Genomic DNA, 25,680 nt, shown 5'->3' on the forward strand with positions numbered 1-25,680 from the left:
GTTTGAGCACGCGACCACGCTACCGGCCCGGTGCGAGGCCGGGATGTATGGCGCTGTGGGCCCAACCACGATCAGGAGCGGATACCGGGGGTGAGGCGTCATGCTTGTGCCCGTGCGGATCACGTCTGCCCTCGTGGACCCGGCGCTGCTCGACCTGCCCTGGTCGACGCCGCTGGAGGAGTGGCCTGCCCAACACCTGGTCGCGCTGCCGCAGGGCATCTCCCGGCACATCGTCCGGTTCGTCCGGTTGGGCGACTACGTGTACGCGTTCAAGGAGACCCGCGAGCGGATCGCCGAGCGGGAGTACGACCTGCTCCGGGCCCTGGAGCGGATCGACTTTCCGTCGGTCGAGGCGGTGGCGGTCGTCGCCGACCGGCAGACCGAGGACGGGGAGCCGCTCGAATCGGTGCTGATCACTCGGCACCTGCAGTTCTCGCTGCCGTACCGAGCGCTGTTCTCGCACACCCTTCGGCCGGAGACGATGAGCCGGCTGCTCGACGCGCTCGCCGCCCTGATCGTGCGGATGCACCTGACCGGCTTCTTCTGGGGTGACTGCTCGCTGTCGAACACGCTGTTCCGGCGGGACGCCGGCGCTTTCGCCGCCTACCTGGTGGACGCCGAGACGGGTGCCCTGCACAACTCGCTCTCCAACGGGCAGCGCGGTGAGGACCTGGAGATCGCCCGGGTGAACATCTTCGGTGAGGCGCTGGACCTGCAGGCCGCCGGCCTGCTGCACGAGTCCATCGACCCGGAGGTGGTCTGCGAGGAGGTCGTGCAGCGCTACGAGCGGCTCTGGCACGAGATCACCTACGAGCAGGCCATCGAGCGGGAGGCCCGGCACGACATCGAGGGTCGGATCCGCCGCCTCAACGAGCTGGGCTTCGACGTCGCCGAGGTAGCCATGTCGTCCATCGACGGCGGACGTTTCCTGGTTCGGCCGAAGGTCGTCGACGCCGGCTACCATACCCGGCGGCTGCTGCGGCTGACCGGGCTGGACGCCGAGGAGAACCAGGCCCGCAAGCTGCTCAACGACCTGGACGCCTACCGGGCGGAGAGCGACCTGATCGACGAGCAGCAGGCCGCGCACCGCTGGCTCACCGAGGTCTTCGAGCCGGTGGTTCGGGCCGTCCCCACGCACCTGCGCCGCAAGCTGGAGCCGCAGGAGCTGTTCGCCCAGATCATCGAGCACAAGTGGCTGCTCTCCGAGCAGGCCGGCCGGGACGTCGGGATGCGCCACGCGGTCCAGTCGTACCTGTCCGACGTGCTGGTGCACCGCCCCGACGAGCAGGCCGTCCTCGGCGTGGAAGTCGCCAGCCTGAGCTGAGGCCCGGCCCGGTTGTTCCTGGTCTGGTTGTTCCTGGCCTGCGGGGCCGGCTCGTTCAGACGGTTGCTGGTCTGCTCGGCGGCCGGACTTATCCAAGCCGCTGCCTGTGGAGCTGATGCCGCAAACGATTCAGCTCCAAAGGCCCTCCAGGTGCACTGTGGGGCTGGCCGCGGGCGGGCAGCCTGCGGCCATGGGCCACCGGGCGCGTCACTCCACCCAGGAGCCGCCGCGCAGCACCCGCACCACGTTGAGGTCGTCGTCGAGCACCACCAGGTCGGCGCGCAGGCCCACCTGAAGGGCGCCCACCCGGTCGCCCAGGCCGATGGCCCGCGCCGGGGTGGTGGCCACCATCCGGGCGGCGTCGGCGATCGGGATTCCGGCGTTCACCGCGTGCCGCAGCGCGGCGTCCATGGTCAGCGTGCTGCCGGCGATCGCGCCGTCGCGGGCGAGTCGGGCCACCCCGTCGGCGACGGTGACAGCCTGGCCGCCCAACTCGTACTCACCGTCGGACATGCCAGCGGCGGCCATCGCATCGGTGATCAGCGCGGCGCGATCCGGCCCGGCGGTCGCCGTGACGAAGGTCAGCATGCCGTCGTGCAGGTGCACCCCGTCGGCGACCAGCTCGCAGATCACTGTGGGCGCGTCGAGCAACGCCACCACCGGTCCCGGCTCGCGGTGGTGCACCGGCCGCATCCCGTTGAACAGGTGGGTGCCCACACTGGCGCCGGCGGCGACCGCGGCGCGGGTCTGCTCGTACGTGGCGTCGGTGTGGCCCACCGCGGCCACCACCCGCTGCGCGGTGAGCAGCTTGATCGCCTCCAGCGCGCCGTCGCGCTCCGGGGCGAGGGTGACCATCCGGACCGCGCCCCGGCCCAGCTCGATCAGCTCCGACAGTTCGTCGGTCGACGGGTCGCGCAGGTACTCGGGGTTCTGCGCGCCGCAGCGGGCGGCCGACAGGTACGGCCCCTCGAAGTGGACCCCCGCCAACACGCCCTCCTCGACCAACGGGGCGAACGCCTCGGTTGCCGACCGCATCAGCGCGAAAGGAGCGCTGACCAGGCTGGCCAGCAGGGTGGTGGTGCCGTGGCTCAGGTGGAAGCCGGCCGCCGCGCGGGCCTCGTCGGCGTCCCCGGTGGTGAAGGTGTGGCCGCCCCCGCCGTGCGTGTGCATGTCGACGAAGCCGGGCAGGATCCAGTGCCCGTCGCGCACCGACGGATACTCGGCCACCGCCGTGATCCGATCCCCGTCCCACTCGACGCAGCCCTGTCGGATGACTCCGGTCGGGGTCACCACTCGGCCGTCCACCCGTACGGTCATCGCTTCTCCTGATGGTCACGGACACCCACGGCGTCCAGGGCGAGCAGAGCGGCACCGAGGCAACCGGCCTCGTCGCCGAGGGCTGCCGCGACCAGGTGCGGCTCCCGGTGGAAGGTCATTCGTTCCCGCATGGCCGCCCGCAGCGGGGTGAGCAGCCGATCTCCGGCCTGGGCCAGGCCGCCGCCCAGCACGATCGTCGCCACGTCGAACAGCGCCTGCCCGCTGGCGAGACCGTCGGCGAGCGCGTCGATCGCCTCCTGCCAGACCTGGCCGGCGAGCGGTTCGCCGGTTGCGGCCCGCTGGGCCACCTCGGCCGCCGTTACCGGCGGTTCAGCCACCTCCGCCGCCGTCACCGAGGCGTCGGCGCTCTGCCCGGCGAGTTCGGCGTAGCGGCGGCCGATCGCGGCGGCCGACGCGACCGCCTCCAGGCAGCCCGGACGACCGCAGCCGCAGCGCGGACCGCCGGGCCGGACCAGGATGTGGCCGATCTCCCCGGCGGCGCCGTGGGCGCCGACGGCGGCCGTGCCGTCGACGACGTGCGCGGCGGCGATGCCGGTGCCGATCGCCACGAACAACACGTGCCCGCTGCCGCGTCCGGCACCGAGCCGGGCCTCGGCGAGACCACCGACCCGCACGTCGTGGCCGAGCGCCGTCGGCAGGCCGAGCCGCGCCACCGCCAGGTCCCGCACCGGTACGTCCCGGAAGCCCACGTTCGCCGACCAGACCGCGACGCCGCGCGCCTCGTCCACCACCCCGGGCACGGCGATGCCCACGGCGATCGGGGTGAGCCCGTCGGTGCGGGCCTTGTCGGCCAGCCCTTCGGCCACGTCGAGGATGGTGTCGACCACGGCGGCCGGGCCGCGCGCGGCGTCGGTGGGATGCCGTTCGGCGCGTACCACCACGCCGTCCGGTCGGACCACTGCGCACTTCATGCCGGTGCCGCCGACGTCCAGCGCAACGACCACGCGGTCATCGGTCATGGCGCGAGAACCACTGACCGGGTCAGGTGGCGGGGCGCGTCCGGGTCGAGGCCCCGGCTGGTCGCCAGCGCGACCGCGAAGCGTTGGGCCAGGATCAGGTCGGCCATCGGGTCGACCGGCGTGCGGCCGGCGGACCAGCTGCCCAGCACCGTGCGCCACCCGTGTGTGCGGCTGTGCACGAAGGCCGCGCCGGTGGCGGCCACATCCTCGGGCAGCCCGTCGGGTAGCTCACCGAACGCCCACACCAGCCGGCCCGGCGCGGCGACCGAGATGGGCCCGTGCCGGTAGTCCATCGCCGGGTACGCCTCGGCCCAGAAGGTGGCCGCCTCGCGGCACTTCAGCGCCGCCTCCTGCGCCAGCCCGATCGTCCAACCCCGACCGAGGAAGGTGGCCTGCTCGATGGTGGCCGGGTCGATCGGCAACGGGGATCGCACCGCCACCTCGGCGTCGGCGGCGAGCGCGGTCACCGGGTCGCCGAGCTGGGCCCGCAGCAGGGCCAACGCGGTGGTGGCGAAGCGGGTCTGCACCACCGATCGCTCGTCGGCGAAGGGCATTGTCACGGTGGCGGTGGCCAGGTCGACCGCCGGGGAGGCCGGGTCACCGACGATGACGGTGGTGGGTGTGTGCCCGCGCAGCGCGGCGAGCAGGTCCAGCACCTCGGTGGTGGTGCCGGAGCGGGTGATCGCGATCAACCGGTCGTAGCGGCGGCCGGCGGGGAACTCGGACGCCTGGAACGCGTCGGTCTCACCCTGGCCGGCCTGCTCGCGGCGGGCCGCGTACGCCATCGCCATGAACCACGACGTGCCGCAACCGACGACGGCGACCCGCTCGCCGGGGCGCGGCAGGTCACCGCGTACGACCTCGGCCAGCCTGGCCGCCTCCCGCCAGCAGTCGGGTTGGCTCGCGATCTCCGCGTCCACGTACGCCATGGGAAACTCCTCGCAGGGCCGATCGGTGCGCAATACGGCTCGTTACACCCGCATTTCGCGCGTTATTCTGCGCGAACGCAGGTGACCATGGCAACCGACCAATCGATCGCGCAGGTCAGCCTTTTGCGCCAGCCTAGTTTCGCGCACTAGTGTGCACGCAATCAATCACCGTCCGTGCAGTTGCTGGGAGGGCCCCCGCGGTGGACCGGTACGCCAGATGGAACGCCCTGCTCGAAATGCTGACCGACAACGGCCGGGTCAGCGTCGAGGCGGCGGCCGAGCGGCTTGACGTCTCCCAGGCCACCATCCGGCGTGACTTCGACCAGCTCGCGCAACAGCAGATGATCACGCGGACCCGGGGCGGCGCGGTCGCCAACGGCGTGTCGTACGACCTGCCGCTGCGGTACAAGACGGCCAAGCACTCGGCCGAGAAGCAGCGGATCGGTGCGGCCGCCGCGGCGCTCGTCACGCCGGGCACCGTCGTCGGCCTGAACGGTGGCACCACCAGCACCGAGGTGGCGCGGGCGCTCGCCGTGCGCCCGGATCTGAACACCAGCGCCGAGGGCGCCCAGCTCACCGTGGTGACCAACGCGCTGAACATCGCCAACGAGCTGCTGGTCCGATCCCGGATGAAGGTGGTGGTGGCCGGCGGCGTGGTGCGTCCGAAGTCGTTCGAGCTGGTCGGCCCACTGGGTGGGGCGTTGCTGCGCGAGGTCACCCTGGACGTCGCCCTGCTCGGTGTGGACGCGATCGACCCGCAGCTCGGCGCCGCCGCCCACCACGAGGGGGAGGCGGCGATGAACAACCTTATGGTGGCCCGCGCCAAGCGCGTGGTGATCATCGCGGACTCGTCCAAGCTGGGGGGTCACGCCTTCGCCCGGATCTGCCCGGTCGAGCGGGTGGAGACGCTGGTGACCGACTCCGGTGCCGCGCCGGAGATCGTGGACGCGTTCCGCACCGCCGGGGTGCAGGTCATCTGCGCCTGAGCGGTCACGCTCCGTCGATGAATTAGCGCGATCGGCGCGTCGAGACCACAGGGGCACACGCTGGCTTGCATACCGGGTATGGTGTCGCCTGTCATGCCCGCCGATGGGGTGGCAGTTGCCGGCGTAGGACGACAAGTAGTGGCCGGTGTGACTTTGAAGGAGTGGGCGGCGGTGACCAGTTGTCTCGTACGTGACCGCGCGCCGGCAGTACGCGGCGTGGAGGTTGCCTGTTCCCACGTACCGGCTGGGCCGGCTCCTCATGGTTGGTGAGCCGCTGACGGGCGCAGCCCCGAACGCCGGGTTGGTCGTGGTGCATATCCGCGTGCCGTCCGCCGAGCACAGAGTGGAACTGGCCTGGCAGGCAGCCCGGGCAAACGGCATCTGCCGTTCAGTCGAGGCGACGAAGACGGATCCGACGTGATCGTCAACCAGGCGTACCGGTTCGCGCTCGATCCGAGCCCGGCGCAGGTGCGTGCGCTGACGTCGCATGCGGGTGCATCGCGCAAGGCGTTCAATTGGGGGCTCGGCCTGATCAAGGCCCAGCTGGACCAGCGGGAAGCGGAGAAGTCCTACGGGCTGAACGGCGACCAGTTGACCCCGTTCGTGTCATGGTCGCTTCCCGGTCTGCGCAAGCGTTGGAACGTAGCCAAGTACGAGGTCGCGCCGTGGTGGGCGGAGAACTCGAAGGAGGCGTACGCGTCTGGGATCCGCAACCTGGTGCGTGGCCTGGACGCCTGGCGTGACTCCAAGTCCGGCAAGCGTAAGGGACCGCCAGTGCGGTTCCCTCGATTCAAAGGCAAGCGTCACGAGACGCTGTCGTGCACGTTCACCACCGGCGCCATCCGAGTCGAGCGGGACCGCCGGCATGTGACGTTGCCGCGGCTCGGCGTGCTGCGGTTGCACGAGTCGGCCCGGACGCTCGCCCGCCGTCTCGACAACGGCACCGCTCGGATCTTGTCGGCCACCGTCAAGCGTGCCGGGGGACGTTGGTACGTATCGTTCGCGTGCGAGGTCGACAAGGCTGACCGTCGCCCGGCCCGACCGAAGTCAACGATAGGCGTGGACGTCGGCATCAGACACCTGGCGGTGTTGTCCACCGGCGAGGTGGTGGACAACCCGCGCCACCTGGCCGGCGCCGCTCGTCGGCTACGACGCGCCGCCCGGCGCATGTCCCGGCGGCAAGGACCCGAGCGCCGTACCGGTCGCGTCGTGGGCTCGCGGCGGTGGCAGCGCGCCGCATCCAACCTAGCCCGCGCCCACAGGCGGGTGGCCAACCTGCGCCGCGACGGTTTGCACAAGCTCACCACCCGCCTTGCCGTGGAATACGGCACGGTGGTGGTGGAAGACCTCAACGTGGCCGGGATGGTCCGCAACCGCAGGCTCGCCAAGGCAATATCCGACTGCGGTTTCGGCACCATTCGAACCATGCTGGGCTACAAGACGGCCTGGAACGGCGGGCGGCTGCTGGTAGCCGACCGCTGGTATCCGTCGTCGAAAACCTGTTCGGCCTGCGGCGCGGCGAAAGCCAAGCTGCCGCTGCGGGTCCGAACTCTCACGTGTGACGAGTGCGGCCTGAGCTTGGACCGTGACCACAACGCGGCCCGCAACCTTGCGGCACTCGTCAGCAATACCGGTGCCGGAGTGGCCGTGCACCCGCAGCCGCGAGGCTCGAACGGACGCGGAGCCGACCGTAAGACCCAGTTCGCCGCTGGGCAGGTGGCGATGAACCGTCCTCCCGGCACGGCGTTCGCCGGTCAGACCGGGACCGTCCCACCGCAAGGCGGGACTACCAATCGTGTGCTTACCAAAGCGCACTGATCGATAACGGAGGTGCAGCTTGCCGGCTGTCCTGGAGATCGAAGGTCTACGTAAGACGTACAAGAGTCGTCGACGCGGCACCCGCAACGCGCTCGACGGCTTCGACATGCGGGTCGACGCGGGGCAGGTGCACGGCTTCCTGGGGCCCAATGGGTCCGGCAAGACCACCACGCTGCGTACCCTGCTCGGCCTGATCCGACCCGACGGCGGCCGGATGGTGCTGCTCGGGCACGAGGTCCCCGACGCGCTGCCCACCGTCGCCGGCCAGGTCGGCGCGATCGTGGAGAGCCCGCAGTTCTTCCCGCACTTCACCGCACGGGACACGCTCTCCCTGCTGGCCGGGGCGGGCGAGGTGCCGGCCACCCGGGTCGACGAGGTGCTGGAACTCGTCGGGCTGCGCGACCGGGCCGGCGAGCGGGTCAAGACGTACTCGCTGGGCATGAAGCAACGGCTCGCGGTGGCCTCGGCCCTGCTGAAGAACCCGAAGCTGCTCATCCTCGACGAGCCGGCCAACGGCCTCGACCCGGGCGGCATCCGGGAGATGCGCACGCTGATGCGTAACCTCGCCGAGTCCGGAATGACGGTGGTGCTGTCCAGCCACATCCTCGGCGAGATCCAGCTGATCTGCGACTCGGTCACCATCATCTCGCTGGGCCGGCGGGTCGCGTTCGGCCCTGTCGACGAGGTGCTCGCGCAGCACTCGTCCGGTGCGGTGCGGATCCGGCTGGAGGCGGTCAGCGACCTGCCGGTCGCCACCGACGTGCTCACCCAGGCGGGGATCCGGGTCACCGGTCACCCCGACCACCTCATGCTGGCCGGCGTCGACAAGCCGGCGTCGGTGACCCGGCTGCTCGCCGAGAAAAACCTCTACGTCAGCGAGTTGGCGCCGATCGCCGTCGACCTGGAGAGCGTCTTCCTCGAACTGACCGCCACCGCGCCGGTCCCCGGTCAGCACCGGCAGGTCGACGAGTCCATGAAGGTCGGCGGGACGGGTCAGCCTGGTCCCGCCGGGGGAGGGTGGGGCGCGTGAGCCTCCTTCGTACCGAACTGCGCCGGCTCAGCAAGCGGCGCTTCACCCGTTACATGACGCTGCTCGGCCTCGTGGTGCTGGCCGCGGTGGTGGTCGGGGTGTTCTTCACCAACCAGAAGATCGACGCCGGTCAGCTCGCTCGGGCCGAGCGTCAGGCCGACCAGCAGTACCAGGAGCAGGTGCGCTGGAGCGAGCAGGAGCGCGCGGCCTGCGAGCAGGCCAAGGCGGCCGGCACCCCGAGCGACGGCCGCTACCCGGACGACTGCTCGGTGATCACGCCGCCGCCCCGCGACCAGATCGAGGCCAGGTGGTTCCTGCCCTCGACGTTCAACTTCAAGGAGACGTTCGACGAGACGCTGATCCCGTTCGCGGCGATCCTCGCCCTGGTCGGGTTCGTCATCGGCGCGTCCTTCGTCGGCGCCGAGTGGAGCACCGGCGGCATGATGAACCTGCTGCTCTGGCGGCCCAAGCGGCTCACCGTGCTGCTCACCAAGCTGGCCGCGCTGCTCACCGGCATCCTGGCGGTGACGCTTCCGGCCGCGGTGCTGTGGTTCGCCGGGTTCTGGGCGGTCGCCACGTTCCGGGGCAGCACCGAGAAGATGACCTCGGGGGTCTGGCAGTCGTTCGTACTCACCGGCGTACGCGGCGTGGCGCTGGTGCTGGTGCTCACCACCATCGGCTTCGCCCTCGCCTCGCTGGGGCGGCACACCGCGATGGCCCTCGGTGGCGTGGTGGCGGTGATGGTGGTCGGCCAGTTCGGCCTGGGCATCCTGCTGTCCATGGCGGGGGTGCGGTTCGCCGAGGCCTGGCTGCTGCCCACCTACGCGCTGGCCTGGATGACCAAGAAGATCACGTTGCAGGACTGGAACGCCTGCAACGCGACCTACTACGGGGAGTGCAAGCCGGCCACGATGGACATCACCTGGCAGCAGTCCTCCGTGCTGCTCTCGGTCGGAGTGGTGGTGATCCTCGGGGCGGCGCTCTGGGCGATGCGCCGCCGCGACATCTCCTGACGTTCGGTCCCGAAGGCCCCCGGCACCCGCCGGGGGCCTTCGGGCATGCGGGCACCGCCGCGCCGGCTGCTGCGACCCGGGCCCAGGCTGGCTAGGCTGAACGAATGTCCGCCGACGCCACCACCCCGGAGCCGTCCACCGACGCTCGTCCGGGTGGCGTCGGCCAGACCGTTCCGACTCCCCGGCCCGCTCCTGCGATCGAGACCGCCGACGAACCGGCGCTGCCGGTCGAGCCGGTCGAGACCGCTGACGATTCGGCGCTGCCAGCCGAACCGGTGGACGTCCAGCCCGTCGGCCCGGCGGCGGCGTTGACCGAGCGGGAGCGGGCCATCCTCGCCTTCGAGCAGCAGTGGTGGCGGCACGCCGGCGCCAAGGAGCAGGCCGTCCGGGACACCTTCGGGCTCTCGTCGACCCGCTACTACCAACTGCTCAACGGTCTGCTGGACAATCCGGCGGCCCTCGCCGCCGACCCCGTGCTGATCAGCCGACTCCGCCGGTTGCGCTCGTCGCGCGCCCGCAACCGCCGCCGCTGACTCCGCCGGCTCGGGCAGGAATGTCACCAGGCCCAAGGGGTACGCGGGGAGCGCTCCGGGGCCGCTGGCGGGTGGCCGGAGGCGACGGAGGGAGCGACCAGTGACGGGCACCAACCCCAGGTGGGAGCAACCGTGATGCGGGTACGCTCCGCGTCCACGCCAGCCCCGGGACGGCCGGTCAACGAGGATCTGGTCTTCCGGTTCGGCCCGCTGGTCGGTGTCCTGGACGGCGCGACGGTGCCGGACGGCTTCGACACCGGCTGCGTGCACGGGCCCGAGTGGTACGTGCGGCATTTGGCCGCCCGGATCGGCGTCGCCGAGGCGGTACGCCCGGCGGCCCGGCTGACCAGCAACCTGGCCGCTGCCATCCTTGCGGTGCGCGCCGACCACGGCGGTCGGTGCGACCTCGACCATCCGGGCACCCCGTCCAGCACGGTCTGCCTCCTGCGGGACTGCGGCGACCAGGTCGACTACCTGGTGCTCTGCGACAGCCCGCTGGTCCTCGACGCGGGCGGACAGGTCAGCGTGATCACCGACAATCGGTTGGACGCGGCGATGACGGAGCTGCGGGAGACCGTGGCGATCGTGCCGGGCGGCGCGGCGGACCCGGTCACCCGGTTCCGGCACGCCGTGAGCGTCCAGCGGGAGCGGATGAACCGCACCCACGGCTACTGGGTGGCTGCCGCCGACCCGGACGCGGCCTTCCACGCGGTGACCGGGACCGCACCCCGGTACGGTCCGGGGGCGCTGCGGCGGGCGGCGTTGCTCAGCGACGGCGCGTCCAGCGCGGTGGAGCAGTTCGGTCTGACCGACTGGGCCGGTCTGCTGGACCTGCTGAGCGTCGACGGTCCGGGCGCGTTGATCGACCGGGTGCGGGACGCCGAGCGCGACCACCCCGACCGACTGCGCCGGCACAAGTCCACCGACGACGCGTCGGTGGTGTTCTGCGAGTTCGAGTCGGGGGTTCGCGCGTTCGACACCCGGTCGGGTGACAACGGAGCGTGATGTGGAACACCCATACCGCCCGACCGGCCGGTACCGCTGTCCGGACCGCCAGTGGATGGCCAATGGGGTGGACTTCGCCCGATGAGGGCGGCAGACTGCGGCACGTGGCGGGTGCGGTCCGGCTGGAGCCGGTGGACGAGCGAAACCTGGAGCCGTTGCTCTCCGTAGCGGCGGCCGAGGCGGAGCCCGGCGACGTCATGCCCCCGGTCGAGGCACCGGCAGGCTGGTCGCTCGCCCGTCGCGAGGCGTTCCGCGAGTTCCACCGGGCCAGCTTCAGCGGGCTGGACGGCCCGACCCGTTCGCAGATGTACGCCATCCTCGTCGGCGGCGAGGTGATGGGCATGGTGCGGATGACGCGCTGTGACGATCCCGGCACCGTGGAGACCGGGATGTGGCTCGGCCGTTCGGCACGCGGGCAGGGGATCGGCGCGGCAGCCCTGCGGGAGCTGCTGAACGCCGCCGCTCGGGCCGGCATGCGGGTGGTGGTCGCCGAGACCACCCCGGACAACATCGGTGCGGTCGCCGTCCTGGAGAAGTGCGGCGCGAAACTGCACGAGGACGACGGCAAGATCCGCGCCGAGATCTGCCTCGACTCGACGCCGCCCACCTTCTGAGCTGCCGTTGGGCCGGCGGCGACCGCAGGGCCGCCGCCGACCGTCCCGGCTCAGGCCGGCAGCCGGACGATGTCGTAGTCGGTGCTCGGCGTCGACTCCACGTCGAAGCGGCCGTTCACCACGTACAACGCCGAACCGAGCAGGTCGCCGGTGGCCGGTGACCGCAGCTGCGGGCCGGTGATCTCCCGCTGCACCACCCCGGCGGTGTACCCGGCATTCAGCCGGACCACCGCGACGACGTTGGACAGGTTGCGGATCACGTGCAGGGTGCGTCCGCGCAGCACCAGCCCGTCGGCCCGGTCCACCGAGTAGCCGCCCAGGTCGAACAGGGCGCTGCCGCCGGTACGCGGGTCGACGCGGACCAGCTGTCCGGTCAGCATCTGCGCGACCAGCAGGTCGCCGTTCGGCAGTGCCACGATCCCGTTGTTGAACGCGTCCGGCGTCGCGCCCGGACCGGTGAGTGGCAGCACCCGGAACGCGTCCGGGGCCGGCAGTCGACCACCCGGGCCCAGCGGCACCACGTACAGCACCGGGCGGACGGAGTCGGTGAAGTAGATCGCCCGCTCGGTGATCACCATGTCGTTGACCAGGGTGTTGGCTTCGGTGGTGAACTGGTAGTGGGCCAGCCGGGCGCCGCTGCCCGGGTCGTACACGCTGGCCCCACCGCCAAAGAAGTCGGCACTCCAGAGCCGCCCCTTCGCGTCGAGCTTGATGCCCGCCTTGGCGGTGCCCGGGGTGCCGGGGATCAGCACCGAGCCGCGCCCGGTGCGTAAGTCACCCCGCCAGACGGCACCATCCAGGACGGAACCCACGTAGACGGTGGTGCCCCGGCCGATCGTCAACCCTTCCGGGGTGAACCCGTCCGGCAGCGCGATCCGGGCCGGGAACGGTTTCGCCGGATGAGCCGTCGCCGGTGCACCGACCGAGACCAGTGCCGCCGCCGCCACGAGGGGGACGAGGAGAAGAGAGAGCCGCTTGCGCACTGAACACCACCTGACGTCGCAGTGGATGACTCCACAGAGGAATGTGACGTACTAGGAACGTTCGGGGCGCGACAAAAGGTTGGGCTGGTCAGATCACTCCCGGTCGGCGGCGTACGCGGCCAGCCAGGCCACCTGGGCCGGGTCGAGCGACGGGCGTACCCGGGCCCGGGCCGCCGACACGTGCCCGGCGGTCACGGTGGCCGCGGCGAGCGACTCGCGCATCGCGGCCAGTGCCGCCTCGCGGACCAGCGCCGCGCAGTCCGCTGCCGAGAAGCCGGTCAGCTCGCCGCCGAGGGCGGCCAGGTCGACGTCCGGTGCCAGCGGCACCTGCCGGGACGCGGCCCGCAGGATCTCCGCCCGGGCCGGCCCGTCCGGCGGTGGCACGTAGACCAGCCGCTCCAACCGGCCCGGCCGCAGCAGCGCCGGGTCGACCAGGTCCGGCCGGTTCGTCGCACCGACCACCACCACGTTGCGCAGCGTCTCGATCCCGTCCAACTCGGTGAGCAGGGCGGCGACCACCCGGTCGGTGGTGCCACCGTCGGTGGCCTGACCGCGTACCGGGGCCAGCGCGTCCACCTCGTCCAGGAAGATCAGGGTGGGAGCCGCCTCCCGGGCCCGACGGAACAGCTCCCGGACCGCGCGTTCGCTCTCGCCGACCCACTTGGAGAGCAGTTCGGCGCCCTTGACCGACAGCACGTTGGCCCGCCCCGACCCGGCCAGCGCGGTGACCAGGTAGGTCTTGCCGCAGCCCGGCGGCCCGTAGAGCAGCACACCGCGCGGCGGCTGCACGCCGAGCCGGGCGAAGGTGTCCGGGTAGGTGAGCGGCCACAACACCGACTCGGTGAGGGTCTGCTTGACCTCGTCCAGCCCACCCACGTCGTCCAGGGTCACCGACGCCAGGTCCAGGGTGGACGACGCCATCGTGGTCGGCCGCACCACCTCCCGGGCGGCGGTGAAGTCCGCCATCGACACCGTCGGCGTCTCGGCGGACTTCTGCCGCAGCGCCGCGCGTACCCCGGCCTCCCGGACCAGCGCGGCCAGGTCCGCCGCGACGAACCCGGGGGTACGCGCGGCCACGTCGTCCAGCCGGACGTCGTCGGCCAACGGCACCTGCCGGGTCAGCACGGTGAGCTGTTCGCGGCGCAGCGCCTGATCCGGAAGCGGGACGCTGATCCGCAGCGACAGCAGGTCGGGCGCGCGCAGTGCCGGGTCGACCGTCTCCGGCCGTCTGGTGGTGCAGACCACTGCGACGCCCGCGCGGACACTCTCGGCGAGCACCTGACGGAACACCGTCGCCACCGGGCCGGGATCGTCAGCGGGTGCGAGCGCCTCGACGTCGGTGACCAGCAGCACCGCCGGGCCGCCGGTCAGGGCCGCCGTCGCCGCGGCACGCAACCGTTCGGCGGCGGACTGACTGGCCAGCGCCGCCACCTCCGGGGCCCAGAGCGGGTGCAACCGGGCACCGACCCGGGCGGCCACGGCCCGGACCAGCGCCGCCTTCCCGGAACCCGCCGGGCCGACCAGCAACACCCCCAGCGAGACGGTGGTGCCGAGCCGGCCCAGCACCTCCCGGTGGTGGAAGCCGAGGTCCAGCAGCTCGGTCAGCTCCTCGGCCTGGGCCCGCAGCCCGGGCAACTCGTCCACGTCCGGTGCGTCGTCCGGCGCAACGGCGTCGGCGCTCGCACCCGGCCGGGCCGGCGCCGCGCCGCCAGCAGCAGGCCCGCCGTGGGTGCTCGCACCGTGCTGCCAACCGACCACGGTGCCCATGGTGACCAGCGCGCCGGCCGCCGGCTCGACGGCGACCACGCTGAGCAGGGTGCTGGTCCAGGCGAAACCCACAGTGTTGGCGAGGCTGTGCCGTGCCGCCTCGACCAGGCTGCGGACCGAGGCGTCCGGCAGCACGTCCTGCGGCAGCAGCGACACGTCATCCCCGGCGGTGAGCACCTTGCCCAGCAGCGCGAGCCGGAGCATCTCCGGGCTGACCGCCGCGACGACCCCCACCGGCCCGGCCAGGACGACCCGGCTCGCCGGAACCAACGGCACCGGGCTCACCCGCACCTGGCCGCCGTCGCGCAGACCCAGGTTGCCCAACGTCAGGTCGTCGGCGTACAGCAGGGCGCTGCTCGCGCCCGGCCCGGCAGCCGCCGCGATGCCGGCCGTCTCCCGGCGGCCGGCGAGGCGGACCGGGTCGCCGGGGCGCAACCCCAGCGCGGTCAGCGCCTCCGGGTGCAGCCGCACGATGCCCCGTCGGGCGTCCAGCGCCGCCGGCCGCAGGCTCGCCGTCAGGGTCAGGTCGGGTTGCGCCACCGCCCGACCGTAGCCGCCCGCGGCCAACCCCGTCGGTCAGCGCCGCGGATCCAGCTCGTCCAGCAGCGTCGGATCGCGCCGGATCAGCTCGGCCAACCGGGCCGCCGGGTCCGGGCTCAACCCGTCCGGGCCGGGCGCCCAGGCGGGCACCGTCCGCCCGGAGAGCGGCCAGGCCGGCGGGGGTTCCACCGGGGTCGGTGCGGGGGCCGGTCCGACCGTGACCGCCGGGCCGTTCCAGGAGACCCGCATCGGGTACGCCCGCCCGCCGTGCTCCACCTGCACTGTCACCGCCAGCCCGGGGTAGGCCCCGACGACCTGACGGACCGCCTCGGCCACCTCCTCGACCGGTCCCCATCCGGCCACGTCGCTCGGGGCCTCCACCCCCGCGTGCCGCGGGTCGTGCCGACCCGAGGGGTTGCGGGTGCCGCTGCCGGGCGGGCTCGACGGTGCGGCGGTGTCGTCACGGTCGGCGGCCCGACGGCGCGACGCCTCCTCACGTCGGGCCAGCCGGGCCAGCGTCTCGTCCAGGTCGCCCCTCACCAGATCACCTCTTCCCGCCACGGCCGGAGCTGGCCAGCTCAGGCCTTCCTCTCCCGGGTAGCACGGTCCAGCGCGCGGTCCAGGACGACCAGCAGGGCGTCCCGTACCGAGAGTCGGTCGCGGGCATCGAACTGCACCAGAGGTACATGATCGCCGATGGCCAACGCCCAACGGATCTCACCCAGCTCCAGGGCCAGCCGCCCGTCGAAGGCGTTGACCCCGACGACGAACGGCAGCCCGGCCCGCTCGAAGAAGTCGATGGCCGGGTAACAGTCGTCCAGCCGTGCGCTGTCCACCACCACCAGCGCGCCGAGCGCTCCCCGGGCCAGGTCGTCCCACATGAAACCGAACCGGGTCTGCCCCGGCGTGCCGAACAGGTAGAGCTTCAGGCTGCGGTCGATCGTCACGCAGCCGAAGTCCATCGCCACCGTGGTGGTGGTCTTGGCGGACCGGACACCCGGGTCGTCCACGCCGATCCCGGCGCTCGTCATCTCGGCCTCGGTGGTCAGCGGCGCGATCTCCGAGATGGCCCCCACGGTGGTGGTCTTCCCCACCCCGAACCCACCGGCGATCAGGATCTTGACCGGGACCGGCGGTGCGGCCGGCTTACCGACCGCAGGCGGCACCGACCCCTGCTCCGACGAGGGCCGGTACGGCGGCGGTGCGGTCGGCGGTGGCCCGGCCCGGCCGACTATCGGCCCGGTGCCCGAAGACATGCCGTAACGCGCGGCGGCGCTGTTCGCGGCGACCCCGCCGAGCGGGGCGGCCGGCCATTCAGGAGATCGCACGGAGTCCATCAATCACTCGCAGGATGAGATCGGGGTCGACAGCGTCGTCGGTGTCGGTGACGTGCACGTCCAGGTGCCCGGCGGCGCGCAGGTCGCCGACCAGGACCCGGACCACGCCGAAGTGCAGTCGGGCGCGGGCCGAGATCTCGGCCACCGAGATCGGCTCGACGCAGAGCGCGATGATCGTCTGAAGTTCCGGTGCCAGCAGGGCCCCGGTCGGGCCGCCCCACACCGGGCTGTCCACGCGAATGGTCACCTGGGTCTCCAGCCCGATCGCCGGGTCGGCACCCGCCACCCGCCCGGCGGTGAGCACGAACGGCCGGGGACCGGCCGGCTGGTCCCCGGCCGGCTCCGGCCGCGCCGGTGTCGCCGCCGCGCCGTCGCCGAGCGATGGTGGCGTGCGCAGGTACGGGCGGATCCGAACCCTGGGATCCGGATCCGGATCGTCGCCGGCGACGTCGGAGGTCACTGCTGAACGGCGTTCTTCAACTCGACGATCAGTCGCGGGGTCAGGGCGCCACCGGCCCGCCCGGCGAAGAGCGTCATCTCGTACGCGACGGTGCCCAGGTTCGCCGACCGGTCGGCGACCACCCCGAGCACGGAACCGCTGCTGATCGCGCTGATCAACAGATAGCCGTCGGCCATGTCGACGATCACCCGGTTCAAGCCGCCGAGCGCGTACCAACTGGCGGCCCCACCGGCGAGGCTGGTCATTCCGGACACGACGGCGGCCAGCCGTTCCGCGTTGGACCGGTCCTTGATCGCCGACATGGCCATCAGCAGACCGTCCGAGGAGACCGCGATCGCCTCCAGGACCCCGGCGGTGCTGGAGGTGAAGGAGTCGAGCAGCCAGTTGAACGTCCGGGCCTCCGGGCTGAGGTCCCCACTGGCGCTGGGCTGGGTCTGGTCGACGTTTTCGTGCAGGAAGGGGCTGGTCACCGTGATGATCCTTCTTCGTTCCGGTGGTCGGGGCTGACTTCGCGGAGAGCGCGGGCGACGCCCGCCTCGAACTCGCTGATGAGGTCGCGGACCTCGGCCGGGTCACCGAGGTGGGTACTGGGCGGTTGGCAGGCCGGGACGGCCGTGAGGTTCGCCCCCGGTACCCGTCGGCTCAACCGGGGCCGCCCCGCGGCAGCATCTGTCGAACCGCCACCACCGGGCACCGTGGGGCCGGCGCCTCCCGGTGTGCTGGGCAGGTCTGCCGTCGTGTCCGGGTCCACCACGGCCGCCCCGGCCCGGGCCGACGGGTCGCTGGTCGTCCGCGCCGACACACCGTCGGCGGCTGGTGCCCCGTGCAGTTCGGCACGGCGTACACCGGCTTGGAAGGCCTCGACCAGCGCGCGGGCGGCGGCCGGGTCCGCCCCGGTGGCGTCCACCGGCCGGGTCGTCCCGGCGGTGGTGTGCAGAGTGGCCCCCGGCACCCGCTGCCGTACCCGTGGCGTGGCCGGCTTGTCCGCCTGCTCCGGGCTCTGGGGCTCGGCAACGGTCTCCTCCGGCTGGCCCCGACCGAACGCGTTCCAGGACGGGCCGGCGTCCAGGCTGCGGGTGGCCCGACTGAGCAGGTCCGAGTCGAAACGGGCCGGTACGACGACGGCCGCCGTGCGGGGCTTCTCGGGTGCGCGGGTCACAGTGGTACGCCGATCCCGATTCGGCACCGCGGCGCGGGCCACGGCGGCCCCGGCACGGTCGGCGCGGCGCAGCACCAGCGACGCCGACGGGATCTCCAACTGTGCTGTCACCCCGCCCCCGCCCGTGGCGGCCAGGGCGACCTGCCAGCCGTGCCGACGGGCCAACCGGCCCACCACGAAGAGGCCGAGCACCTCGGTCGGGGCCAGGTCGAGCCGCTCCCGCCGGGTGAACCGGGCGTTCTCCTCAGCCAGCCGTTGCTCGCTCATGCCGATGCCGTGGTCCACCACTGTGAGCCGCGCACCGAGGCCGGACGTCTCGGCGCTGACCAGCACCCGGGTGTGCGGCGGGGAGAAGACGGTGGCGTTCTCCATCAGCTCGGCCAGCGCCAGGACGAGGTCACCGACCACTGCCGGCGCGGCCGACACGCCCGCCGGCACCTGCACATCCACCCGGGTGTAGTCCTCGATCTCGCCGAGCGCCAACCGGACCACGTCGGCCAGCGGCACCGGCGCGGTGTGCGCGTCGGCCCCGGCGGAGCCGGAGAGCACCACGAGGCTGCCGGCGTTGCGCCGCAACCGGCTGGAGATGTGGTCGAGTCGGTACAGGTGCTCCAGGCGGCCGGGGTCGGCCTCCTGCTGCTCCAGCCGGTCGATCAGCGCGATCTGCCGACCCACCAGGTTCTGGGTACGCCTCCCGACGTGGCCGAACATCTGCGCCACGTTGCGTCGGCCGGCGACCTGCCGCTCGACCAGCTGCGCCGCGGTGTTCTGCACCCGGTCGAAGGCCCGCGCCAGGTCACCGATCTCGTCGTTGGCGCGGATGTCCACCGGCTCCAGCCGGACCGACCGAGGTCTCTCCGTCTCGTCGTCGGTGACCCGGACCAGCTCCTCCTCGGCGACCCGGGCGACCCGGTCGGCCGAGCGGGTGAGTCGGGTCAGCGGTCGGGCCACCGTCCGCGCCACCGCCACGCTGAGCAGCACCACCAGCGTGAGGATCAACGCCGCCAGGGCACCGACCAGGTAGGCGGCGGTCAGCGCCCGCCGCTGTTCGGCGGTCACCTCGGCGAGCACGTCGGCGACCAGCTTCTTCTCGACGAACTGACCGAGCCGGATCATCGTGCGGACGGCCGGGAAGAGCGCCTCCATCGGCACGTCGCGGACCGCGGCGGCCGGATCCCGGGCACTTCTGACCAGGAAGTCGGGGCTGGTACGCGCGGCCACCGCGGCGTCGTTGAGCTGGGACACCGTGAGCTGCTCGGGCGTGATCAGGCTGCGGAAACGCGAGTTGTCGACCTGGAGCGCGGCGATGCACGCCACGTACCCGGCGGTGGTGTCCGGGTTGCCGATCGCCTTGACCAGCAGGCTCAGGGTGGCGCAGGCGCCCAGCCCCTCGTCGGCGCGCAGCAGCCCGTCGAGGGCGAGCACCTGCCGGCCCGGCAACGTGTCGGTGTCCACCCCGAACACCAGCCGCAGGGACTCGATGATGCCCTTGTTGACCGGGCCGAACGTGTCCATCACCTGACCGGGGTTGGCGGCCCTGGCCAGGACGGCGGTCCGCAGGTCGATGAGGCCGGACACCCGGTCGAGGGCGCTGTCGACCTCGTCGGTCAGCGCGTCGCTCCGCGCCGCCCGGAGGTCGGCCACCCGGTCGTCCACGTCGGCGGACTTACGGATCAGCTCGCTGCGTTCGACCCGGCCGAGCAGGAGGCCGACGGAGAGAATGCGTTCCTGCTGGAGATCCTGGACCAGGCTGCCGACCCGGCTGGCGAGCCGGACCCGTTCGGCGGTGTCGCCGGCCCGCTGCGCCGCGGCGACCCGGTCGAGCATCACCGGAACGGCCAGGCCGACCATGCTGAGCAGCGGAATCACCACGAGCAGTGCGAGCTTGCCGCGGATCCGGAGCCTACTGAGCATCGAACGCCCCCCACTGTGTGCTCTCCGGATCACGGGCCGCGCCGACCGGTTGCAGCGCCCGTGGCTCGTCGGCCACCGGTTGCCAGGGGTCGCGGTGCGGCGCGGTGTCGGCGCCTTCCGCGTGGGTCGCGGCCAGCGCGGCCCGACGCCGGGCCCGGCGGCCGGCGGCGACCTGCAACGCGGCGAGCCAGCCCAGCAACAGCGCGGCGACGACCGCCGCCCCGGCGGTCAGCCAGCGGTCCCGGTTGAGCCGGTCGATGCGCTCGACCAGCAGGGCGTCCAGTTCGGTGAGGATGACCGGCTGAAGTTGGCGGGCCGAGCGGTGCGAGTTGAGCGCGGCGGCACTCAACTGACCCGGGCTGACCACGCCGCTGTCCTTGTCCGGCAGGGAGTACCCGGCAAGCGCCTCCACTGACCGCTGGTAGGTGTCCAACGGGGTGAGCACGTTGGCGCCGAGGTCGGTGCTCTCCGAGCCGTCCACGGCCGAGCGCAGGTTGTCGACGAGGTCGGTGGCGGGTGTCAGGGCGGACACCCGTACGCCGCTGAGCTCCATCAGGCCGCGCGGCTGCTGGGCGGCCGGCCGGCGGGAGACCAGCACGCCGAGGTCGGCGAGCCGGCCGGCGGCGACCACCGCCTCGGGCAGCTCCTCGCCGGCGCTGTCCTGGAGGAAGAACGAGTCCGCCTCGGGGTCGCGGACCAGCCCGGAGCTTTCCCGGACCTTCCGGTGCAGGGCCAGCAGCAGGTCGGCGACCTCGCCGTAGGCGGTGTAGGCGGCCTCCGGGTCGGTGGCGCTACGGCCGCGCAGCGCCTCCAGCTTGGCCCGTACGCCGGCCCAGCGTTCCTGGCTGAGCAGTTCCCCGCCGATCCGGGCGTCCACCGCGGCGGCCTCCTCGACCGCGTTGTCCAACGCCTCCCGTGCCGCGGGGCGGCCGTTGACCGCGTTGGACTGGGCCTCCACGAGGGCGTCGGTGACCGCCGCCAGCGCGGTGAGGTACTGCACGCCGAGCCGTTCCCGGGCGGCGAAGTCCCGGTCGTCGGTGACCTGCCCCCAGTTCGAGGTGGCGAGCAGGCCCAATGGTGCCAACAGCGCTCCGATGAGCAGCAGGGGCAACAGTCGGCCCAGCATGGACGGCCGTCGACGGGCCCGCGGCGCGGGGACTGTCATGTGTGTCTCCTCCGGCGTGGGCGCGAATCGGCGCGGCGTCGGGCTAGCCGACAAGTCCCGTCCACCGGACCGGAAAACTAATCGAACCCCCGACTGGTCAGACCCGACTGAACGAGTCAGGTTCGCGTCAGTTCGAGTCATGTCACCATTTGTCCGCGTTGCCAGCACGCTCTGTGTCAGCTGTGTGTGTGACATGGAGGGATCGAGGTGGATATCCGCGGAAGATCGGAATTCACGAAATCCGAACTCAACTCGCTGTGCCGCGTCGGACGTTGCGCGCTCGCACCCCCACCCGGCACCGATCGGGGCAACCGGACGGACGTACGGCGGATCTCAGCCAACGCTCAGGCTGCGCGCCGTACCGTGTGCCGCATGACATCGCCGTCGCCGGCCGCGTGGTTCCGGCGTGCCCTGCCCACCCGTCGCCGCGCGACCGCCGCCGCGGTGGTCGTCGTACTGTTGGCCGCCGCCGTGACCTGGGCGGTGTGGCCACAAGGGTCGGGCGTACGCGCCGAGAGCGCGATGCTCACCGTCCGCTCCGGACCGTCCGGCGACGAGCAGGTGAACCTGGACACCACCCTCTACCTGCCGGCCGACGCCTCGTCCGCCCGGAAGGTGCCGGCGGTGCTGTTGGCACACGGGTTCGGCGGCACCAAGGAGTCGGTGCACTCCGACGCTGAGGAGTTCGCCGGCCGCGGCTACGCGGTGCTCACCTGGACCGCGCGCGGTTTCGGTAGGAGCGGCGGCGAGATCCACCTGGACAGCCCGGACTACGAGGTCCGCGACGCCGAGCGACTGCTGGACTGGCTGGCCGCCCGACCCGAGGTGCGCACCGACGCCGCCGGCGACCCGAAGGTCGGTGTGGTCGGCGGCTCGTACGGCGGCGGTCTGGCGTTGCTGCTGGCCGCCCAGGACCGACGGGTCGACGCGATCGTCCCCATGATCACCTGGAACGACCTGTCCCGGGCGTTCCTGCCGGAGAGCACCGGCGGGGCACCGACCGAGGGCGTGTTCAAGAAGGGTTGGGCCGGCCTCTTCTTCGGCGGGGGCGGCAACGTTGGCTCCGGCCCGGCAGGGCTCTCCGGCGGGACCGCCGCCGCGCCGCAGGGCGCACCGGAGTCGGCCGGCCCGCCCAGCCCCGGGCCGGGTGCCGGCCCGGGTACCGCCCCCGGTGGCGCCCCGGCCGGTGCCGCCGACCCGTCCTGCGGTCGGTTCGCCGCCGACGTGTGCGCCGCATACCTGCGCATCGCCACCACCGGTCAGGCCGACCAGGCCGCCGTGGACCTGCTGCGCCGCTCCAGCCCGGCCGGCGTGCTGGACCGGATCAAGGCCCCCACCCTGCTGGTGCAGGGCGAGGCGGACACGCTCTTCCCGCTCGGCGAGGCCGACGCGAACGCGAAGGGCATCGCCGCCGCCGGCACCCCGGTGCGGGTCGCCTGGTTCACCGGCGGACACGACGGTGGCAGTGGACCCCGCTCGGACGAAGACCGGGTGAAGTTCCTGACCGTCCAGTGGCTCGACCACTACGTCAAGGGCGATGGCGACGCGCCCGGCGACGACTTCACCTGGTCGCGGATCGCCGGCTTCGACGCGCTCGACCGGGGCCTCGTCGCCACCGGTTTCCGCCGCGCCGACTACCCGGGCCTGGCCGGCACCGACCGCCGGGAGGTAACTGTCACCGGCCCGGCGCAGCCGATCGCGAACCCGCCGAACGGCAACCCGGCCGCCATCTCCTCGATCCCGTTCGCGGGCGGGCTCACCTCGCTGCTGGACGGGGTGGCCAGCGACGTGCCCGGCCAGCACGCCCGGTTCGAGTCGGCCCCGCTGACCGAGGCGGTCGACGTGGCCGGTGCGCCCACCGTCACGGTGCGGGCGGCGTCACCCACCGGCGAGGCGGTGCTCTTCGTGAAGCTCTACGACGTGGACAAGGACGGCGCGGCCACCCTGCCCAACGGCCTGGTCGCCCCGATCCGGCTGACCGGCCTGCCGCAGCGGGTGCAGGACGCCCGCCCGGTCACCGTCACGCTGCCCGCGATCGTCCGCCGGGTGGAGGCCGGGCACCGGCTGCGGCTGGTGGTGGCCAGCTCCGACCAGGCGTACACCACCCCCGCCGAACCCACCGTCTACACGGTGGCCGCGGACGGCCCCGTCAGCCTGCCCACTGTCGCCGGCGAGCCGATCCCCACCGCGGCCACGGTCTGGCGTTGGGTGCTCGCCGGGCTGCTCGCCGCCATCGTGATCGGGCTCGTCGTGGTCGTCGCGGTGGTCCGCCGCCGGCACCGCCGCCAGGACCGCTCCGTGCATCCGGAGTACGCGGACACCCCGCTGGCCGTGCGCGCACTGCGCAAGGAGTACGCGGACGGCTTCGTCGCCGTGTCGAACGTGGACTTCGAGGTGCACCCGGGTCAGGTGGTGGGTCTGCTCGGGCCGAACGGTGCCGGCAAGACCACCACCCTGCGGGTGCTGATGGGGCTGACCCAGCCGACCGCCGGGGAGATCTACGTCTTCGGTCGGCGGTTGGTGCCCGGCTCGCCGGTGCTGTCCCGGATCGGGGCGCTGGTGGAGGGGCCGGGCTTCCTGCCGCACCTGTCGGGCCTGGACAACCTGAAGGCGTACTGGCGGGCCACCGGGCGGCCGTGGGAGGACGCCCAGTTCGACGCGGCGCTGGAGATCGCCGGGCTGGGTGACTCCGTGCACCGGAAGATCAAGAACTACAGCCACGGGATGCGTCAGCGTCTCGCCATCGCCCAGGCCATGCTCGGCCTCCCCGAGCTGCTGGTGCTGGACGAGCCGACCGACGGGCTCGACCCGCCGCAGATCGCCGAGATGCGCCGGGTGCTGCAGCGGTACGCCACGGACGGCCGGGCGGTGCTGGTCTCCAGCCACCTGCTGGCCGAGGTGGAGCAGACGTGCACCCACGCGGTGGTGGTGAACAAGGGCCGGATCGTGGCGTCCGGGCCGGTGGAGGAGATCGTGGGCGAGTCGCCGAGCGTGCTCTTCGACGTCACCGACCCGGTGGCGGCGCGGGCGGTGCTGGACCGGCTGCACGGCGTGCGGGTGTTGCCGGAGGGCGACGGCCAGTTGGTGGTCGACACCAACGGCACGGCCCGCAGCGAGGTGGTGGCCGAGCTGGTACGCGCCGGCATCGGGGTGGACCGGGTGGTGCCCCGGCGGCGCCTGGAGGACGCGTTCCTCGCCCTGGTGGGCGACAACTCTCGGGGAAGCGGTGACCGGTGATGGCAGTTGTCGACGCGGGTGAGGCACGCGGCTACCGGCCGTCGGCCACCATGCCGTTCAAGGCGGAGTTCCGCCGGCAGGCGTCCCGACGGCGGACCCAGCTGGCGCTCGGGTTCATGGTGCTGCTGCCGCTGATCATCCTGATCGCGTTCCAGTTCAACTCCGGTGGCGACGACGACAACGGGCGCAACGAGTTCTCCAGCCTGGTCGACCTGGCCACCACGGGCGGGCTCAACTTCACCCTGTTCTCGATCTTCGTGTCGGCGTCGTTCCTGCTGGTGGTGGTCGTCGCGCTGTTCTGCGGCGACACGGTGGCCAGCGAGGCGAGCTGGGGCAGCCTGCGGTACCTGTTGGCGATCCCGGTGCCCCGGGCGCGGTTGTTGACGGTGAAGCTGGTCGTCGCGCTCGCGTACTCGGGACTTGCCCTGCTGCTGTTGGCCGGCACCGCGTTGCTGGCGGGCACCCTGCGCTACGGCTGGTCGCCGCTGCGCAGCACCGTCGCCGCCGAGCTGGAGCCCACCGAGGGGCTGCTCCGGTTGCTGGCCGTGCTGGGTTACCTGGCGATCGTCCTGCTGGTGGTGGCCGGCCTGGCGTTCCTGCTGTCGGTGACCACTGACGCCGCGCTGGGCGCGGTGGGTGGCGCGGTGCTGCTCTGGATCCTGTCGAGCATCCTGGACCAGATCACCGCCCTTGGTGCGTTGCGCGACTTCCTGCCCACCCACTTCAGCACCGCCTGGCTGGGGCTGCTGTCGACTCCGGTGCAGACCGACGACGTGGTACGCGGCTGCATCTCGGCGATCAGCTACGCGACGTTGTTCTGGGGGTTGGCGTTCTGGCGGTTCACCCGAAAGGACATCACGTCGTAGCGGACGGGTCGGCCTTCTTCCAGGCGCTGACGCCGATCCGGCCGGTGTTGCCGAGATCGATCGGCCCGTCCGGGTCGACCTCCTCGGCCGGCTGCCCGGCGGCGGGCGCCACGGTCAGGAACTCGCCGTTGGTGGCCACCACTGTCGAGTCGGTGACCAGGTTGCGCCAGAGCACCACGGCGGTGGCCCGCTCGCCGGCAGCGAGGGTGATCTTCCGGGGTGGTTGGTCGAAGCCCATGGTGATCTCCTTGGCGCCGTTGACCACCCGCAGCATGATCGGCTCGCGTTCCTCGTCGAACACGTGCAGCACCGGGTAGCCGTTGAGCTGGTAGGGGTGCTCGCCGCAGTTGACCAGCTCGATGCCGAGGGCGCGCAGGCCCGAGGCGGCGTCCCCGCCGGTTGCCCGGATCCGGACGCCGGAGGCCGGACACTCGGCCACCGGAGCGACGCTGGGCGACTGGGTGGGCCTCGACGGGGTCGGCGGCGGGCCCGTCGGGTCCCCACCCTGGCCGCGATGGTCGCCGGGAGTGCAGCCGCCGAGCACGAGAGCCATCGCGATCGTCGCGCTGATGCGCCGCCGTGCTGCCGTGTCGTGGGAGACCATCCGTTGATCATCGCCCAGGTAGACGTGCCGCCGCCGCCCGCCCCCGACAGTCCGGTGCGCCGTCGGGCTGCCCCGTGCCTGGGCCAGCTTCACTATCCC

22 protein-coding genes are annotated in these 25,680 nt (G+C 72.5%); 10 read left to right on the forward strand and 12 right to left on the reverse strand.

What is annotated here, in order from left to right:
• The first annotated feature begins 100 nt into the window (after positions 1 to 100).
• A complete protein-coding gene (locus QCZ28_RS05300) occupies positions 101 to 1,324 on the forward strand; it encodes a DUF4032 domain-containing protein (protein ID WP_051708113.1) in 1,224 nt (407 codons plus the stop codon).
• A 207-nt stretch (positions 1,325 to 1,531) separates the two neighbouring features.
• On the opposite strand, the gene nagA is transcribed toward QCZ28_RS05300, so the two are convergent.
• Genes nagA through QCZ28_RS05315 form a run of 3 tightly spaced genes read right to left on the reverse strand, consistent with a single transcriptional unit; the run spans position 1,532 to position 4,550 of the window.
• Positions 1,532 to 2,641: an N-acetylglucosamine-6-phosphate deacetylase gene (gene nagA, locus QCZ28_RS05305; protein ID WP_279515479.1), complete on the reverse strand. Its 1,110-nt coding sequence runs from the start codon at positions 2,639 to 2,641 to the stop codon at positions 1,532 to 1,534.
• Positions 2,638 to 3,621, reverse strand: coding sequence for an ROK family protein (locus QCZ28_RS05310; protein WP_279515480.1), 984 nt, complete (start codon positions 3,619 to 3,621; stop codon positions 2,638 to 2,640). The genes nagA and QCZ28_RS05310 overlap by 4 nt, the downstream gene beginning before the upstream one ends.
• A complete protein-coding gene (locus tag QCZ28_RS05315) occupies positions 3,618 to 4,550 on the reverse strand; it encodes an SIS domain-containing protein (RefSeq protein WP_030327832.1) in 933 nt (310 codons plus the stop codon). Before QCZ28_RS05315 ends, QCZ28_RS05310 begins: the two co-directional genes overlap by 4 nt.
• A 200-nt stretch (positions 4,551 to 4,750) precedes the next feature.
• On the opposite strand from QCZ28_RS05315, the gene QCZ28_RS05320 reads away from it, so the two are divergent.
• From QCZ28_RS05320 to QCZ28_RS05350, 7 genes are all read left to right on the forward strand, one after another.
• Entirely contained in the window at positions 4,751 to 5,536 is a 786-nt protein-coding gene (locus QCZ28_RS05320; protein ID WP_279515481.1) for a DeoR/GlpR family DNA-binding transcription regulator, read from the forward strand.
• A gap of 417 nt (positions 5,537 to 5,953) precedes the next feature.
• Positions 5,954 to 7,354: an IS607 family element RNA-guided endonuclease TnpB gene (gene tnpB, locus QCZ28_RS05325; RefSeq protein WP_279515482.1), complete on the forward strand. Its 1,401-nt coding sequence runs from the start codon at positions 5,954 to 5,956 to the stop codon at positions 7,352 to 7,354.
• 19 nt (positions 7,355 to 7,373) lie between these two features.
• On the forward strand, positions 7,374 to 8,384 hold the full coding sequence (locus QCZ28_RS05330) for an ATP-binding cassette domain-containing protein (protein WP_279515483.1): 1,011 nt from the start codon (positions 7,374 to 7,376) through the stop codon (positions 8,382 to 8,384).
• Positions 8,381 to 9,397, forward strand: a complete 1,017-nt coding sequence (locus QCZ28_RS05335) for an ABC transporter permease subunit (protein WP_279515484.1) — start codon at positions 8,381 to 8,383, stop codon at positions 9,395 to 9,397. Before QCZ28_RS05330 ends, QCZ28_RS05335 begins: the two co-directional genes overlap by 4 nt.
• Positions 9,398 to 9,501: 104 nt before the next feature.
• Positions 9,502 to 9,930: a DUF3263 domain-containing protein gene (locus tag QCZ28_RS05340; protein WP_279515485.1), complete on the forward strand. Its 429-nt coding sequence runs from the start codon at positions 9,502 to 9,504 to the stop codon at positions 9,928 to 9,930.
• 135 nt (positions 9,931 to 10,065) lie between these two features.
• Positions 10,066 to 10,935, forward strand: a complete 870-nt coding sequence (locus QCZ28_RS05345) for a hypothetical protein (RefSeq protein WP_279515486.1) — start codon at positions 10,066 to 10,068, stop codon at positions 10,933 to 10,935.
• 104 nt (positions 10,936 to 11,039) lie between these two features.
• Entirely contained in the window at positions 11,040 to 11,549 is a 510-nt protein-coding gene (locus QCZ28_RS05350) for a GNAT family N-acetyltransferase (protein ID WP_279515487.1), read from the forward strand.
• A 50-nt stretch (positions 11,550 to 11,599) separates the two neighbouring features.
• Here QCZ28_RS05350 and QCZ28_RS05355 read toward each other — a convergent pair whose 3' ends face one another.
• The 8 genes from QCZ28_RS05355 to QCZ28_RS05390 form a co-directional block, all read right to left on the reverse strand.
• Positions 11,600 to 12,532, reverse strand: coding sequence for a superoxide dismutase (locus QCZ28_RS05355; protein WP_279515488.1), 933 nt, complete (start codon positions 12,530 to 12,532; stop codon positions 11,600 to 11,602).
• A gap of 93 nt (positions 12,533 to 12,625) precedes the next feature.
• Positions 12,626 to 14,839, reverse strand: coding sequence for an AAA family ATPase (locus QCZ28_RS05360; protein ID WP_279515489.1), 2,214 nt, complete (start codon positions 14,837 to 14,839; stop codon positions 12,626 to 12,628).
• Between the two features lie 36 nt (positions 14,840 to 14,875).
• Positions 14,876 to 15,379, reverse strand: a complete 504-nt coding sequence (locus tag QCZ28_RS05365; protein ID WP_279515490.1) for a hypothetical protein — start codon at positions 15,377 to 15,379, stop codon at positions 14,876 to 14,878.
• 38 nt (positions 15,380 to 15,417) lie between these two features.
• Complete coding sequence (locus QCZ28_RS05370) at positions 15,418 to 16,176, reverse strand: ATP/GTP-binding protein (protein ID WP_279515491.1); 759 nt, start codon at positions 16,174 to 16,176, stop codon at positions 15,418 to 15,420.
• The gene (locus QCZ28_RS05375; protein WP_279515492.1) at positions 16,154 to 16,636 is read right to left on the reverse strand and encodes a DUF742 domain-containing protein; all 483 of its coding nucleotides are present in this window, start codon (positions 16,634 to 16,636) and stop codon (positions 16,154 to 16,156) included. Before QCZ28_RS05375 ends, QCZ28_RS05370 begins: the two co-directional genes overlap by 23 nt.
• Positions 16,633 to 17,106, reverse strand: a complete 474-nt coding sequence (locus QCZ28_RS05380) for a roadblock/LC7 domain-containing protein (protein WP_030327817.1) — start codon at positions 17,104 to 17,106, stop codon at positions 16,633 to 16,635. The genes QCZ28_RS05375 and QCZ28_RS05380 overlap by 4 nt, the downstream gene beginning before the upstream one ends.
• Positions 17,103 to 19,709, reverse strand: coding sequence for a nitrate- and nitrite sensing domain-containing protein (locus tag QCZ28_RS05385; RefSeq protein WP_279515493.1), 2,607 nt, complete (start codon positions 19,707 to 19,709; stop codon positions 17,103 to 17,105). The genes QCZ28_RS05380 and QCZ28_RS05385 overlap by 4 nt, the downstream gene beginning before the upstream one ends.
• Entirely contained in the window at positions 19,699 to 20,874 is a 1,176-nt protein-coding gene (locus QCZ28_RS05390; protein WP_279515494.1) for a hypothetical protein, read from the reverse strand. Before QCZ28_RS05390 ends, QCZ28_RS05385 begins: the two co-directional genes overlap by 11 nt.
• A gap of 372 nt (positions 20,875 to 21,246) precedes the next feature.
• Between QCZ28_RS05390 and QCZ28_RS05395 the strand changes: the two genes are divergently transcribed.
• Positions 21,247 to 24,111: an alpha/beta fold hydrolase gene (locus QCZ28_RS05395; RefSeq protein WP_279515495.1), complete on the forward strand. Its 2,865-nt coding sequence runs from the start codon at positions 21,247 to 21,249 to the stop codon at positions 24,109 to 24,111.
• On the forward strand, positions 24,111 to 24,977 hold the full coding sequence (locus tag QCZ28_RS05400; protein WP_051708110.1) for an ABC transporter permease subunit: 867 nt from the start codon (positions 24,111 to 24,113) through the stop codon (positions 24,975 to 24,977). Before QCZ28_RS05395 ends, QCZ28_RS05400 begins: the two co-directional genes overlap by 1 nt.
• Here the strand turns inward: QCZ28_RS05400 and QCZ28_RS05405 are convergent.
• Positions 24,967 to 25,581 carry a DUF4232 domain-containing protein gene (locus QCZ28_RS05405; RefSeq protein WP_279515496.1) on the reverse strand — a complete coding sequence of 205 codons (615 nt, stop codon included), beginning with the start codon at positions 25,579 to 25,581 and terminating at the stop codon, positions 24,967 to 24,969. The genes QCZ28_RS05400 and QCZ28_RS05405 overlap by 11 nt on opposite strands.
• Positions 25,582 to 25,680: the final 99 nt, after the last annotated feature.

The organism is Micromonospora sp. DH14, from assembly GCF_029809455.1.
GTDB lineage: Bacteria > Actinomycetota > Actinomycetes > Mycobacteriales > Micromonosporaceae > Micromonospora > Micromonospora parva.